Source organism: Burkholderia lata, from assembly GCF_902499335.1.
Classification (GTDB): Bacteria; Pseudomonadota; Gammaproteobacteria; order Burkholderiales; family Burkholderiaceae; genus Burkholderia; species Burkholderia lata_B.
Map to the genome: position 1 here is coordinate 33,054 of NZ_CABVQK010000021.1, position 14,717 is coordinate 47,770.

The following is a 14,717-nucleotide window of genomic DNA, read 5'->3' on the forward strand; positions in this document are numbered from 1 at the left end:
ACGCGGCGCGGGCACCTGACCGGCGCTGCTGCGCCGCACAACGATGCTACAGAAAAAACGGCCGGCACGCTTTCGCACTGCCGGCCGTTGATCCGCCTACCCGCTTACTGCTGCGGCGGCGTATCCGACTGCGACGCCGCCGCTGCTTCATTCAGCAGCGCCTTCGCCGACAGACGCACGCGACCCTTTTCGTCCGTCTGGATGACCTTGACCTTCACTTGCTGGCCTTCCTTCAGGTAGTCGTTGATGTCCTTCACACGCTCGTTGACGATTTCCGAGATGTGCAGCAGGCCATCCTTGCCCGGCAGCAGGTTCACGATCGCGCCGAAATCGAGCAGCTTCAGAACCGTGCCTTCGTACACCTGGCCGACTTCGATCTCTGCCGTGATTTGCTCGATGCGCTTCTTCGCTTCGGCCATGCCGTCGCTGTTCGTGCTCGCGATCGTCACGACGCCGTCGTCGGAGATGTCGATGGTCGTGCCGGTTTCTTCCGTCAGCGCGCGGATCACCGAACCGCCCTTGCCGATCACGTCGCGGATCTTTTCCGGGTTGATCTTGATCGTGATCATGCGCGGCGCGAATTCCGACAGCTGCGTGTTCGCACCCGAAACTGCCGACGTCATCTTGCCGAGGATGTGCATGCGGCCTTCCTTCGCCTGCGCGAGCGCGACCTGCATGATTTCCTTCGTGATGCCCTGGATCTTGATGTCCATCTGCAGTGCCGTCACGCCTTGCTCCGTGCCGGCCACCTTGAAGTCCATGTCGCCGAGGTGATCTTCGTCGCCGAGGATGTCGGTCAGCACCGCGAACTTGTTGCCTTCGAGGATCAGGCCCATCGCGATGCCCGCGACGTGCGCCTTCATCGGCACGCCTGCGTCCATCAGCGCGAGGCAGCCGCCGCACACCGATGCCATCGACGACGAACCGTTCGATTCGGTGATTTCCGACACGACGCGGATCGAGTAGCCGAATTCGTCGGCGCTCGGCAGGCACTTGACCAGTGCACGCTTCGCGAGGCGGCCGTGGCCGATTTCGCGGCGCTTCGGCGAGCCGACGCGGCCCGTTTCGCCGGTCGCGAACGGGGGCATGTTGTAGTGGAGCATGAAGCGCTCGCGGTACTCGCCTTCGAGCGCGTCGATGATCTGCTCGTCACCCTTCGTGCCGAGCGTCGCGACGACCAGCGCCTGCGTCTCGCCGCGCGTGAACAGCGCCGAGCCGTGGGTACGCGGCAGCACGCCGGTGCGGATCTCGATCGGGCGCACGGTGCGCGTGTCGCGGCCGTCGATGCGCGGCTCGCCGTTCAGGATCTGCGAACGGACGATCTTGGCTTCGATGTCGAACAGCACGTTGCCGACGGTAGCCTTGTCGGCTGCGACCGTACCGGCCGCCTGCGCGTCTTCCTCGAGCTTCGCCGAGGTCGCTGCGTAGACTTCCTTCAGCTTCGTCGAACGCGCTTGCTTGTCGCGGAGCTGGTAAGCAGCGAGCAGGTCGTTCTGTGCCAGCTCGGTCACGCGCGCGATCAGCGCTTCGTTCTTCGGTGCCGGCTGCCAGTCCCACTCGGGCTTGCCGCCTTCGCGCACCAGTTCGTGGATCGCGTCGATCGCGACCTGCATCTGCTCGTGGCCGAACACCACGGCGCCCAGCATCACGTCTTCCGACAGTTGATCGGCTTCCGATTCGACCATCAGCACGGCACGTTCCGTACCTGCGACGACGAGGTCGAGGCTCGATGCCTTGATCTGGTCACGCGTCGGGTTCAGCACATATGCGTTGTCGATGTACGCCACGCGTGCGGCACCGACCGGGCCGTTGAACGGCAGGCCCGACACCGCGAGCGCAGCCGATGCACCGATCAGCGCGGGGATGTCCGCCGGGATTTCCGGGTTCACGGACAGCACGTGGATCACGACCTGGACTTCGTTGTAGAAGCCTTCCGGGAACAGCGGGCGCAGCGGACGGTCGATCAGGCGCGACGTCAGCGTTTCGTGCTCCGACGGACGGCCTTCGCGGCGGAAGAAGCCGCCCGGGATCTTGCCGGCCGAGTAGGTCTTCTCGAGGTAGTCGACGGTCAGCGGGAAGAAATCCTGGCCCGGCTTCGCCGACTTCGCGCCGACGACGGTTGCCAGCACGACGGTATCTTCGACGTCGACGATCACGGCGCCGCTTGCCTGGCGAGCGACTTCACCGGTTTCGAGGCGCACCTTGTGCTGGCCCCACTGGAATTCCTTCACGACCTTGTTGAACATGGACATGGTTGCTCCTTTGAATTCATGCATTTCATTCGCCGCGCCGGCCATCCCGCGCGGCGGCGTCCCGACCGAATCACCCGGAGCAAGGTGTGTTTTTTATGCCATTCCAGCGCGGCGCTCGTGCAGCGACGCGCTGGAATGACACAAATCCTGCCCCGGTACCGGTCGTTGCGGCAGCCCCGCACAACCGTGCCGGACAGCCTGCGGTGCGTGTGACGCTACGCACCGCGCAAAAACAAAATGCCTGTATCAGCGGACTGACACAGGCATCTTGCTGGCGGCAATCGCCTCGATTACTTACGCAGACCCAGCTTCTCGATCAGTGCGCGGTAACGGTCGGCATCCTTGCCCTTGAGGTAGTCGAGCAGCTTGCGGCGGCGGCTCACCATGCGCAGCAGGCCGCGGCGGCTGTGGTGATCCTTCGCGTGGGTCTTGAAGTGACCCGTCAGTTCGACGATACGTGCGGTCAGCAGTGCGACCTGGACTTCGGGCGACCCCGTGTCGTTGGTACCGCGGGCGAACTGAGCAACGACTTCCGACTTCTTGATATCTGCAACAGACATGTGATTTCCTTTCTAACTGAACAGGCGGACACGGAAGAATGGCCGTGCCGTGACTTACAACCGGCGCGCATTGTAGCACAACTCCGCGCCGTTCTTACCGCCCCCTGTCACGGGCGCGTCATCGAGCAGGCGGACGGCATCTCTGTGCGCTGCGCCGGCACCGCGAGCACCGTCCGGAAGCCGTAGCCCGAACCCTCGTTGTCGAAGCGCACGCCCGGCGTGCCGGCCTTGTCCATCTCCATCACGTAAAGGGGCTGGATCAACTGATGATCCTGCGCGCGCATCCGCGACGCGTGGAAGCCGTCGTCGAACGACAGGCCCTCGAGCGCGCGTGCGACCGCGACGGGGTCGGCCGAACCCGCGCGGTTCATCGCGGCAGCCAGCATCTCGATCATCTGGCTCATTCGCCGCACCGGATAGTCGTCCTGGGCGGCCGGAAAACGGTTCCGGAACGCGCGGTAGAACGCATCGGATTTTGCGCCGCCCGCGTTCGGGTGCCAGTCCGCCACGGCCACGACCCGCGCGACACCGGCGTCGCCGAGTGCGGCAGGCGCGCCAAGGCTGTTGCCGTAGAACGTGTAGAACTTCGCATTCAGCCCCTGCTCGCGCGCCGCCTTCACGAGCAGCGTGAGGTCGTTGCCCCAGTTGCCGGTCACGACGGCGTCTGCGCCGCTTGCGCGGATCTTCGCGATGTACGGCGAGAAATCCTTGATCCGACCGATCGGGTGGAATTCGTCGCCGGCGATCGTCACGTCCGGGCGCCGCGCCGCCAGCGCCTGTCGTGCGAGCGTGCTGACGTCGTGGCCGAAACTGTAGTCCTGGTTCAGCAGGTAGACCTTGCGCAGCGCGCGGTCGCGCGCCATCACGTCCGCGAGGGCGGCCATCCGCATGCCCGCGTGCGCGTCGAAGCGGAAATGCCAGAAACTGCAGCGCGCGCCGGTCAGCGCCGGATCGTCGGCCGAATAGTTGAGGAACAGCATCCGGTTGTCCGGATCGCGCGCGTTCAGCTTGTCGAGCGCCGCGACGAGCGCTGCCGCGACGGCCGAGCTGTTGCCCTGCGTGACGAACCCGATATGGCGGTCCGCGGCCACGCGCAACTGCACGAGTGCCTCCTCGGGACTGCCCTTGCTGTCGAGCACCACGAGTTCGAGCGGATGCGCGCCGTCGCGCAGCTTCACACCGCCCGCCGCGTTGACCTGCTCGACGCCGAAGCGCAGGTTGCGCTCGACCGCCGCGCCCGCGTTCGCGAACGGCCCCGACATCCCCTCGATCAGCGCGATCCGCACCGGCTCGCCGCCGGCAAACGCGGACGACACCAGCATCCACCCCGCGCTCAACGCGAGCGCGCACCGCTTCCACCCCTGCATCGGCCACCTGCCCTTCAATCTGCCCGAGAAGCGCGGATCATAGGCCGGCGCCCCCGCCGCCCGCAAGCGCGACCATGGCGGCGATCCGCACCGATTTTTTCCGCGCGATGCGCGGTCGCGCGCCGTCCGTGATAAAACGGGAATTGTTTCCGTGTTCTGGAGAATCCCCATGCGCATTCGCATTTCCGCGCGCCTGCCGGTGCTGCTCGCCAGCGCCGCCGCGCTGCTGGCCGGTTGCGCGCAACCGTGGCAGCAATACCAGGCCGGCCAGGACGAGTCGGCGATCGTCGCACGCATGGGCCCGCCGCGCGAGATCTACGACCTGCCCGGCGGCGGCAAGCGCCTGATGTGGCCGACCCAGCCGATGGGCGAAATCACCATCGCGGCCGACGTCGACGCGGCCCACAAGATCGTCAACGTGCGGCAGGTCCTGCAGCCGAACGAGTTCTATCGCGCAGAGATCGGCAAGTGGACGAAGACCGACGTCCTCGTCAACTTCGGACGCCCCGTCGAGACGTCCTACTTCCCGCTGATGAAGCGCGAGGTGTGGACCTATCGGTATCTCGAGGACAACGTCTGGTACATGATGTACAGCTTCTACTTCGATCCGCAGGGCATCCTGCGCATCACGCAGAAGACGCCCGACCCGCTGCACGATCCCGACCGCCGCAACCTGTTCTGACCGATTACGCATTTACGCGCAATTTTCACCATGGCCATTCACGAATCATTGCGTGAATGGCCATTTCCTTTTTTCCGCCTTCCGATTAATTCTGCAATTGCGGCGGGAATCTTTTCCGATTAGTGACATTCCGATGGCACGTCTCTGACATCCCCGTCATGCGGGCCTTTGCGCGGAAAGAGGCACGCACAGTGCATGTCATGCGATGAATTGGTGCATGCAATGCACTACGCCAAACCAATTTGAAACAAATTGTTTCAACACCCCCGAAGTGCTAGGGCATACCCCTAATATCAGTCGAAATCCAACCTTTCAATTTAGAAAGAATGCCATTGCGTCATTTCTGCCGATATACGTTTGCCTTTATCACAAAGGAGTCCTCATGAATCGCCCCAAGAGCATGCTGGTTGCCAACATTGCCTGGGCCCGCGAAACGCGTGAATACACGCCCGGCTTCTTCGACGCGCTCGCGCGCGGCCAGAATCCGCGCGTGCTGTGGATCGGCTGCGCCGACAGCCGCGTGCCGGCCGAAACCATCACGCACTGCGCGCCCGGCGAGCTGTTCGTCCATCGCAACATCGCAAACCTGTTCCATCCCGACGACGACAATTCCGCCAGCGTGCTCGAGTACGCGGTGCGCGTGCTGCTGGTCGACCACGTGATCGTGTGCGGGCACTACGGGTGCGGCGGCGTACGTGCATCGCTGCTGCCGCCGCCGTCCGACCTGCCGCACGTCGCGCGCCGCATCGCGCCGCTCTGCGCGCTCGCGCGGCGCCATCGCGACGCGCTGGACGGGCTCGACGACACGGCCGCCGCCGACCGCCTCGCCGAACTCAACGTGCTCGAACAGGTGCGGCTGCTACGCGCGTCCCCGATCGTGCAGGGCCGCGAACGGCCACCGCTCGTGCACGGCTGGATCTTTTCGCTCGCCGACGGACGCCTGCAGGAACTCGATTCCGGCTACACCACGCCGACCGTCGACGTCGAACCCGTGCAGGCCGCGACGGCCGGCGCGCTCGGCTGACCTACCCCGCCCCCAAGCCAATGAAATCGCCCCAACCATGAAACTGAACGAGCGCCTGTCCACCCTGCCGCGCGACATCATCGCCGGCATCGTCGTTTTCCTCGTCGCGCTGCCGCTGTGTCTCGGCATCGCCAATGCATCCGGCGTCGAACCGTTCGCCGGGCTCGTGTCCGGGATCGTCGGCGGCATCGTCGTCGCGCTGCTGAGCGGCTCGTCGCTGTCCGTCAGCGGGCCGGCCGCCGGCCTCGTCGTGATCGTCGTCGAAGGGATCGCACAACTCGGCAGCTTTTCCGCGTTCCTGCTCGCGGTACTGCTGTCCGGCGTATTGCAATTCGGGTTCGGCATGCTGCGCGCCGGCCGCTTCGCCGCCTATGTGCCGTCACCCGTCATCAAGGGCATGCTCGCCGCGATCGGCCTGCTGCTGATCGTGAAGCAGATTCCGTTCGCGTTCGGTATCGGCGGCTCGGCCGCGCAATCGTTTGCTAACTGGCCGGGCCTGCCGGTCGCGTGGGCCGCGACGGCCATCGCGCTCGCCTCGCTCGCGCTGCTGGTCGCGTGGGATACGCCCGCACTGCGCCGCTTCACGCTGGTGCGCTCGGTGCCGGCCCCGCTCGCGGTGGTCGTACTGGGTATCGGCGCCACGCTCGTGCTGAGCGTCGTCGCACCGTCGGTCGCGCCGGGGGCCGCCCATCGCGTGACGCTCCCCGAACTCGGATCGTTCGCGGCCTTCGCGGCATCGCTCAAGCATGCGGAGCTCGGCCCGAACTTCGCGCAGCTCGTCAATCCGGACGTGTGGCGTGTCGCGATCACGCTCGCGGTCGTCGCGAGCCTCGAGACGCTGCTGAGCCTCGAAGCGGTCGAGCAGATCGACCCGAAGCGCCGGCCGACCCAGCCCGACCGCGAACTCAAGGCCCAGGGTGTCGGCAATCTCGTCGCGGGCGCGGTCGGCGGGTTGCCGATCACGTCGGTGATCGTGCGCAGCTCGGTGAACGTCAATGCGGGCGCGCAAAGCCGGATGTCGGCGATCGTGCACGGGATGCTGCTGCTCGCGAGCGTGTTCGCACTCACCGGCCTGATCAACCTGATCCCGCTCGCGAGCCTGGCCGCGATCCTGATTCATACCGGCTTCAAGCTCGCGAAACCGGCACTGTTCCGCTCGGTGATGAAACAGGGGCCGGCCGCGTTCGTGCCGTTCGCCGCGACGATTGCCGGCGTGCTCGCGGTCGACCTGCTGTTCGGCATCGCGCTCGGCCTTGCCTGCAGCGTGCTGGCGGTCGCCGTCGCGAACCTGAAGAGCCCCGTCACGCTCGCGCAGCACGATGACCACTTCCTGCTGTCGTTCCGCAAGGACGTGTCGTTTCTCGGCAAGGTCCAGGTCAAGCATCACCTGCGGCACATTCCCGACCGGGCCGCGGTGATCATCGATGCAACGCGCGCCGACTACATCGATCACGACGTGCTCGAACTGCTCGATGCGTTCGTCGCCGAGGCGCCGCGACGCGGGATCGCAGTCGAGTTCCGGCGACGCAGCCCGGCGCCGCGTACGGCTGCGCGCCGCTGGCTGTTCCGCGCGCCGGCCGCCGAATGAGCGGCGAATGAAAAAACGCCCCGGCGGCGCAGGGCCGCACGGGGCGTTTCGGTGATGCGCAGTACGCGAGCGCTTATGAGCGCTGCGGATTGAGCTTGTCGTCCTTCGAATGCAACTTGTTCAGTGCGGAGATGTACGCCTTCGCGGAGGCGGCGACGATGTCCGGATCGGTGCCGACGCCATTGACGATCCGCCCGCTCTTCGACAGACGGACAGTCACCTCGCCCTGCGCCTGCGTACCGGTCGTGATCGCGTTCACCGAGTACAGCAGCAGCTCGGAACCACTGCCGACTTCGCTCTCGATCGCATTGAACGTCGCATCGACCGGACCGTTGCCGCGTGCCTCGCCGGTCACTTCCTTGCCTTCGACCCCGAACACGACCTTCGCGTGCGGCTGCTCGCCCGTTTCCGAGTGCTGCGACAGCGACACGAACTTGAAGTGCTCCTGCTCGTGTGCGAGCGCCGATTCCTCGGACACGATCGCGATGATGTCCTCGTCGAAGATCTCGGCCTTGCGGTCGGCCAGATCCTTGAAGCGCATGAACGCGGCGTTCAGTTCGCCCTCGCTGTCGAGCGACACGCCGAGCTCCTGCAGGCGCTGCTTGAACGCGTTCCGGCCCGACAGCTTGCCGAGCACGATCTTGTTCGCGGTCCAGCCCACGTCTTCCGCGCGCATGATCTCGTAGGTGTCGCGCGCCTTCAGCACGCCGTCCTGGTGGATGCCCGATGCGTGCGCGAACGCGTTCGCCCCGACCACGGCCTTGTTTGGCTGCACGACGAAACCGGTGATCTGCGACACGAGCTTCGACGTCGGCACGATCTGCGACGTGTCGATGCCGACGTCGAGACCGAAGTAGTCCTTGCGCGTCTTCACGGCCATCACGATTTCTTCGAGCGACGTGTTGCCCGCGCGCTCGCCGAGACCGTTGATCGTGCACTCGACCTGACGCGCGCCGCCGATCTTCACGCCGGCCAGCGAGTTCGCGACGGCCATCCCGAGGTCGTTATGGCAGTGCACCGAGAAGATCGCCTTGTCCGAGTTCGGAATGCGTTCGCGCAGCGTCTTCACCAGGTTGCCGTACAGCTCCGGCACGCCGTAGCCGACCGTGTCGGCAATGTTGATCGTCGTCGCGCCTTCGGCGATCACGGCTTCCAGCACGCGGCACAGGAAATCCATGTCGGAGCGGCTGCCGTCTTCCGGCGAGAACTCGACGTTGTCGGTGAACTTGCGCGCGAAGCGCACCGCGAGGCGCGCCTGCTCGAACACCTGGTCGGGCGTCATCCGCAGCTTCTTCTCCATGTGCAGCGGCGACGTCGCGATGAACGTGTGGATCCGGAAGCTCTCGGCCGGCTTCAGCGCGTCGGCCGCACGCTGGATGTCCTTGTCGTTGGCGCGCGCCAGCGAGCAGATCGTGCTGTCCTTGATGAGACCGGCGATCGTGTGGATCGCGTCGAAATCGCCGTTCGAGCTGGCCGCGAAGCCCGCCTCGATCACGTCTACCTTCATCCGCTCGAGATGCTTCGCGATGCGGATTTTCTCTTCCTTCGTCATCGACGCGCCGGGCGATTGTTCGCCGTCACGCAACGTCGTATCGAAAATGATCAGCTTGTCTGTCATGGGGGGCTCCAGGGCTCTTTATACGGAAGTCAAACGTAACGAGATCGCGCCACCGCTGGCGACGCTCAACAACAGACGAGGCTTGACGGGGGGGCGAGAACGGTCAGCGCGGCAGGCGCGCCAAAGCTAGCGCGCGTAGCGGCGCACCGGCTAGAAGGAGGGAGAGGCGGGAAAATGCAATCATGCCGAAGACTATAGCGGCATTCCGTTGGGTGCGCAATCGGACGGCACCCGGGGTTCCCGGCGGCACGGGCCGAACAAGGGACAAATGAAAACGGCGGCCCCGAGGCCGCCGTTTCCGGGCAAAAACGCGCGTGCGTCAGTGATCGCGCTGCGACGAGCGCGCCGGATTCGCGCGCCCGCGGATGGCCATGTAGGCCCAGAACACGTAGCCGGACAGCCCGTACAGCACGAACAGGCAGAACAGCATCAGCGGCGGATCGGACGACACGAGCACGAACGCGACGACGACCAGCAGGATCGCCGCGAACGGCACGCGATGCCGCACGTCGAGCGCCTTGCCGCTGTAGAACGGCGCGTTCGACACCATCGTCACGCCCGCGTAGATCGTCAGCACGAACGCGACCCACGGCAGCCAGCCGAGCTTCATCGGCACGCGGTTGTCGGTGGCGAGCCACACGAAGCCCGCGATCAGCGCGGCGGCGGCCGGGCTCGGCAGCCCCTGGAAGAAACGCTTGTCGACGACGCCGATGTTCGTATTGAAGCGCGCGAGGCGCAGCGCGGCGCCCGAGCAGTAGACGAACGCGGCGAGCCAGCCCCAGCGGCCGAGATCCTTCAGCACCCACTCGTACATCACGAGCGCGGGCGCGACGCCGAACGACACCATGTCCGACAGGCTGTCGAACTGCTCGCCGAACGCGCTTTGCGTATGCGTCATGCGTGCGACGCGCCCGTCCATCCCGTCGAGCACCATCGCGACGAAAATCGCGATCGCGGCGATCTCGAAACGCACGTTCATCGCCTGCACGACCGCGAAGAAGCCGCAGAACAGCGCGGCGGTCGTGAATGCGTTCGGCAGCAGGTAGATGCCGCGCGTCTTCAGGAACCGCTGGCGCGCGGCGCGGCGGCTCTCGATGGGCACCGTATCCGGTGCCATCACCTTGTTGCGGCGGAACGGACGTGGCGTCTGGCCGGCGCCGTTGCGCGGCCGACGCGGTTTGAATGCGGCCATCGTGCGCCCCGCCGCTTACTGTTCGAGCTCGGCGAGGATCGTCGACGACGCGTAGACCTTCTCGCCGATCGACACCTTCGCGCGGCTGCCGAGCGGCAGGTACACGTCGACGCGCGAACCGAAGCGGATGAAGCCGTAGCGCTGGCCGCGCGACAGCGGTTCGCCCGCGCGCACGTAGCAGAGGATCCGGCGTGCGACGAGGCCGGCGATCTGCACGGCGGTCACGGTCTTGCCGCTCGCCGTCTGGATCACGACCGCATTGCGCTCGTTCTCGGTCGACGCCTTGTCGATCGCCGCGTTCAGGAACGCGCCCGGGAAGTACTCGACCTTGGAGATCGCGCCATCGACCGGCGAACGCTGCGAATGGACGTTGAAGACATTCATGAACACGCTGATCTTCAGCGCTTCGCGGTTCGCGTACGGATCCTGCGCGGTCTCGACCGCGACGATGCGGCCGTCCGCCGGGCACAGCACCGCGTTCGGCTGCGCCGGGATCGGGCGCTGCGGGTCGCGGAAGAACTGGACGACGAAGACGAGCAGCAGCCAGAACGGCCACGCGAAGCCGAAGCCCCCGACGGCGTGGATCAACAGCGCGATGACGGCTGCAATCGCGATGAACGGCCAGCCTTCGCGCGCGATGATCGGATGAGGATAGTTCATGGATTCGTTCTGTGTTCGGTGAATTGCAAAGCCCGTAGCATAGCAAAAGCCGCCCGGGGCACTGCTGCCTTCGGGCGGCTTTTTGGTACCGGCCCTCTATTCGAGGGGCCGGAACAGCACGCGGTGCTTAGTTCTTCGTCTGGTCGACGAGCTTGTTCTTCGCGATCCACGGCATCATCGCGCGCAGCTTCGCACCGACCTGTTCGATCTGGTGCTCGGCCGTCAGGCGACGGCGCGACTGCAGCGTCGGCGCGCCTGCCTTGTTCTCGAGAATGAAGCTCTTCGCGTACTCGCCCGTCTGGATGTCGGTCAGGCACTGCTTCATCGCCTTCTTCGTCTCTTCCGTGACGATGCGCGGACCCGTCACGTACTCGCCGTACTCGGCGTTGTTCGAGATCGAGTAGTTCATGTTCGCGATGCCGCCTTCGTAGATCAGGTCGACGATCAGCTTCAGTTCGTGCAGGCACTCGAAGTACGCCATTTCCGGCGCATAGCCTGCTTCGACCAGCGTCTCGAAGCCAGCCTTGATCAGCTCGACGGTACCGCCGCACAGCACGGCCTGCTCGCCGAACAGGTCGGTTTCGGTTTCTTCACGGAAGTTGGTTTCGATGATGCCTGCACGGCCGCCGCCGTTCGCTGCCGCGTACGACAGCGCGATGTCGCGTGCCGCGCCCGACTTGTTCTGCGCAACCGCGATCAGGTGCGGCACGCCGCCACCTTGCGAGTACGTGCCGCGAACCGTGTGGCCCGGTGCCTTCGGCGCGATCATGATCACGTCGAGGTCGGCGCGCGGGATCACCGCGCCGTAGTGGACGTTGAAGCCGTGCGCGAATGCCAGCGCCGCACCTTGCTTGATGTTCGCGTGGACTTCCTTCGCGTACACGTCGGCGATCTGCTCGTCCGGCAGCAGCATCATCACGACGTCGGCGCCCTTCACCGCTTCCGCGACTTCCTTGACCGACAGGCCGGCGTTTTCGGCCTTGCTCCACGACGCGCCATCCTTGCGCAGGCCAACCGTCACGTTCACGCCGCTTTCCTTCAGGTTCAGCGCGTGTGCATGGCCTTGCGAGCCGTAGCCGATGATCGTGACTTGCTTGCCCTTGATGAGGGAGAGGTCAGCGTCTTTGTCGTAGAAAACGTTCATGATGGTTCCTTCGCTAATTCAAAAATTCAACAATTCGTTCGGATGGAGTACTGCGGGCCGGGACATGACGGCGCACCCGGCGTGCCTGTCTGGCATCACACCTTCAGGATGCGCTCGCCGCGTCCGATGCCGGAGCTGCCGGTGCGCACGGTCTCTAGGATCGCGCCCGCGTCCAGCCCCTGGATGAATGCGTCGAGCTTGTCGCTCGCGCCCGTCAATTCGATCGTGTAGGTCTTTTCGGTCACGTCGATGATGCGGCCGCGGAAAATGTCCGCCATCCGCTTCATTTCTTCGCGCTCCTTGCCCACTGCACGTACCTTGATCAGCATCAGCTCGCGTTCGATGTGTGCACCGTCGGTCAGGTCCACCACTTTCACCACCTCGATCAGGCGGTTCAGATGCTTCGTGATCTGTTCGATCACGTCGTCGGAGCCAATGGAAACGATGGTGAGCCGCGACAGCGATTGGTCTTCGGTCGGCGCCACCGTCAAGGTTTCGATGTTGTAGCCGCGTGCGGAAAACAGACCGACCACGCGCGACAGCGCGCCCGGTTCGTTCTCCAGCAGGACGGAAATGATGTGTCTCATGTTCGCTTCTTCCAGAATGTGTCCGTGTCGATTCACTCGCGCCGCGCGCTGCCGCGTGCCGCACCGCCCTTCGTGAAGGCGGCCGCATCGGGCTCAGGCGCGCGTCGCGCCGTTACAGATCTTCCGATCCGAGCAGCATCTCGGTGATGCCCTTGCCGGCCTGTACCATCGGCCAGACGTTTTCGGTCGGATCGGTCTGGAAGTCGAGAAACACGGTGCGGTCCTTCAGGCGCAGCGCTTCCTTCAGCGCCGGCTCCACATCCGAGGTCTTTTCGATCCGCAACCCGACATGGCCGTACGCTTCGGCGAGCTTCACGAAATCAGGCAGCGCATCCATGTACGAATGCGAATAGCGCTTGCTGTATTCGATCTGCTGCCACTGGCGAACCATGCCGAGATAGCGGTTGTTCAGCGAAATGATCTTCACGGGCGTGTCGTACTGCAGGCAGGTCGACAGTTCCTGGATGCACATCTGGATCGAGCCTTCGCCCGTGATGCACAGCACGTCGTCGTCCGGGTGCGCCATCTTGACGCCCATCGCTGCCGGCAGGCCGAAGCCCATCGTGCCGAGGCCGCCGGAGTTGATCCAGCGACGCGGCTTGTTGAAACGGTAGAACTGCGCCGCCCACATCTGGTGCTGGCCGACGTCCGAGCACACGAACGCATTGCCGTCCGTCAGCTCCCACGCCTTCTCGACCACGTACTGCGGCTTGATGATCTCGCTTTCGCGGTCGTATTTCAGGCAGTCCTTCGAGCGCCAGCCCTCGATGTCCTTCCACCATTGCGCGAGCGCCTCGGTGTCGGGGCCATGCTCGGCCGTCTGCAGCTGCTCGATCAGCTCCTTCAGCACTTCCTTCACGTCGCCGACGATCGGGATGTCGACCTTCACACGCTTCGAGATCGACGACGGGTCGATGTCGATGTGGATGATCTTGCGCGGACGCGACGCGAAGTGCGCCGGGTCGCCGATCACGCGGTCGTCGAAGCGGGCACCGATCGCGATCAGCACGTCGCAGTGCTGCATCGCCATGTTCGCTTCGTAGGTGCCGTGCATGCCGAGCATGCCGAGGAATTTCTTGTCCGACGCGCGATAGCCGCCGAGGCCCATCAGCGTGTTCGTGACCGGATAGCCGAGCAGGTCCGCGAACTGGTTCAGTTCGCGCGACGCGTCGGCGAGGATGATGCCGCCACCCGTGTAGATGTACGGACGCTTCGCCGTCAGCAGCAGCGACACGGCCTTGCGGATCTGGCCCGAATGGCCCTTCGTGACCGGGTTGTACGAACGCAGCGACACGCTCTTGACGGGCTCGTACTCGCACGGCGTCTTCGAGATGTCCTTCGGGATGTCGATCAGCACCGGGCCCGGACGGCCAGTGCGGGCGATATAGAACGCCTTCTTGACGGTTTCCGCGAGGTCGCGCACGTCCTTCACGAGGAAGTTGTGCTTCACGCACGGACGCGTGATGCCGACGGTATCGCACTCCTGGAATGCATCCTGGCCGATCGCGGCCGTGGGCACCTGGCCGCTGATCACGACCATCGGGATCGAATCCATGTACGCCGTGGCGATGCCGGTCACCGCGTTGGTGACACCGGGGCCCGACGTCACGAGACAGACGCCGACATTGCCGGTGGAACGCGCATACGCATCGGCTGCGTGCACGGCTGCCTGTTCGTGGCGCACCAGCACGTGCTGAATCTTGTCCTGCTTGTAAAGCTCGTCGTAGATGTAGAGTACCGAGCCGCCGGGGTAGCCCCAGATGAATTCGACGTTTTCATCGGCCAGTGCCTTCATGAGCACGGTACCGCCGATGGAGTCGCTATCGGGAGGGGAAAGGGGTTCCGACGTGGAGAATTCCGCGCTGGGCATGTTCATTTTGACCTTTCGAATTTTCGGCAAAAAATTGATCGGGTGCTCTCTGCCGGGCTTGTGGCTCGGGTTCAAGCGGCGCGTCCAGTTTGAAGGGCAGGCTTCTTGGGCCAGCCTCAAATGAGACCATCACTTCATGTTGCGAATCATTGACGATAGCGGGTCGCGATTGG

General features: G+C 64.7%; 12 protein-coding genes. 3 read left to right on the plus strand and 9 right to left on the minus strand.

The genetic code is table 11. The features are described from left to right. Positions 1 to 104 precede the first annotated feature (104 nt). From pnp to BCO18175_RS37065, 3 genes are all read right to left on the minus strand, one after another. The gene (gene pnp, locus BCO18175_RS37055) at positions 105 to 2,252 is read right to left on the minus strand and encodes a polyribonucleotide nucleotidyltransferase (protein WP_124582744.1); all 2,148 of its coding nucleotides are present in this window, start codon (positions 2,250 to 2,252) and stop codon (positions 105 to 107) included. A 290-nt stretch (positions 2,253 to 2,542) separates the two neighbouring features. Continuing rightward, positions 2,543 to 2,812: a 30S ribosomal protein S15 gene (gene rpsO, locus BCO18175_RS37060; protein WP_006398792.1), complete on the minus strand. Its 270-nt coding sequence runs from the start codon at positions 2,810 to 2,812 to the stop codon at positions 2,543 to 2,545. 107 nt (positions 2,813 to 2,919) lie between these two features. Further along, positions 2,920 to 4,179, minus strand: a complete 1,260-nt coding sequence (locus BCO18175_RS37065) for a branched-chain amino acid ABC transporter substrate-binding protein (protein WP_174988529.1) — start codon at positions 4,177 to 4,179, stop codon at positions 2,920 to 2,922. Positions 4,180 to 4,348: 169 nt separating this feature from the next. Between BCO18175_RS37065 and BCO18175_RS37070 the strand changes: the two genes are divergently transcribed. The 3 genes from BCO18175_RS37070 to BCO18175_RS37080 all read left to right on the plus strand — a co-directional run bounded on the left by BCO18175_RS37070 (position 4,349) and on the right by BCO18175_RS37080 (position 7,473). Then, positions 4,349 to 4,861, plus strand: coding sequence for a hypothetical protein (locus BCO18175_RS37070; protein ID WP_174915878.1), 513 nt, complete (start codon positions 4,349 to 4,351; stop codon positions 4,859 to 4,861). A gap of 382 nt (positions 4,862 to 5,243) precedes the next feature. Further along, entirely contained in the window at positions 5,244 to 5,885 is a 642-nt protein-coding gene (locus BCO18175_RS37075) for a carbonic anhydrase (RefSeq protein ID WP_174988532.1), read from the plus strand. A gap of 37 nt (positions 5,886 to 5,922) precedes the next feature. Further along, positions 5,923 to 7,473: a SulP family inorganic anion transporter gene (locus tag BCO18175_RS37080; protein WP_174988533.1), complete on the plus strand. Its 1,551-nt coding sequence runs from the start codon at positions 5,923 to 5,925 to the stop codon at positions 7,471 to 7,473. Between the two features lie 73 nt (positions 7,474 to 7,546). On the opposite strand, the gene BCO18175_RS37085 is transcribed toward BCO18175_RS37080, so the two are convergent. The 6 genes from BCO18175_RS37085 to BCO18175_RS37110 all read right to left on the minus strand — a co-directional run bounded on the left by BCO18175_RS37085 (position 7,547) and on the right by BCO18175_RS37110 (position 14,550). After that, positions 7,547 to 9,091: a 2-isopropylmalate synthase gene (locus BCO18175_RS37085; protein WP_174988535.1), complete on the minus strand. Its 1,545-nt coding sequence runs from the start codon at positions 9,089 to 9,091 to the stop codon at positions 7,547 to 7,549. Between the two features lie 319 nt (positions 9,092 to 9,410). Next, positions 9,411 to 10,283 carry a CDP-diacylglycerol--serine O-phosphatidyltransferase gene (gene pssA, locus BCO18175_RS37090; RefSeq protein ID WP_174915874.1) on the minus strand — a complete coding sequence of 291 codons (873 nt, stop codon included), beginning with the start codon at positions 10,281 to 10,283 and terminating at the stop codon, positions 9,411 to 9,413. A gap of 15 nt (positions 10,284 to 10,298) precedes the next feature. Beyond that, on the minus strand, positions 10,299 to 10,943 hold the full coding sequence (locus BCO18175_RS37095) for a phosphatidylserine decarboxylase (RefSeq protein WP_011352710.1): 645 nt from the start codon (positions 10,941 to 10,943) through the stop codon (positions 10,299 to 10,301). Positions 10,944 to 11,070: 127 nt separating this feature from the next. Beyond that, positions 11,071 to 12,087, minus strand: a complete 1,017-nt coding sequence (gene ilvC, locus BCO18175_RS37100; RefSeq protein WP_174915873.1) for a ketol-acid reductoisomerase — start codon at positions 12,085 to 12,087, stop codon at positions 11,071 to 11,073. 95 nt (positions 12,088 to 12,182) lie between these two features. Further along, on the minus strand, positions 12,183 to 12,674 hold the full coding sequence (gene ilvN / locus BCO18175_RS37105; RefSeq protein WP_011352712.1) for an acetolactate synthase small subunit: 492 nt from the start codon (positions 12,672 to 12,674) through the stop codon (positions 12,183 to 12,185). Positions 12,675 to 12,786: 112 nt separating this feature from the next. Further along, complete coding sequence (locus BCO18175_RS37110) at positions 12,787 to 14,550, minus strand: acetolactate synthase 3 catalytic subunit (RefSeq protein WP_011352713.1); 1,764 nt, start codon at positions 14,548 to 14,550, stop codon at positions 12,787 to 12,789. Positions 14,551 to 14,717: the final 167 nt, after the last annotated feature.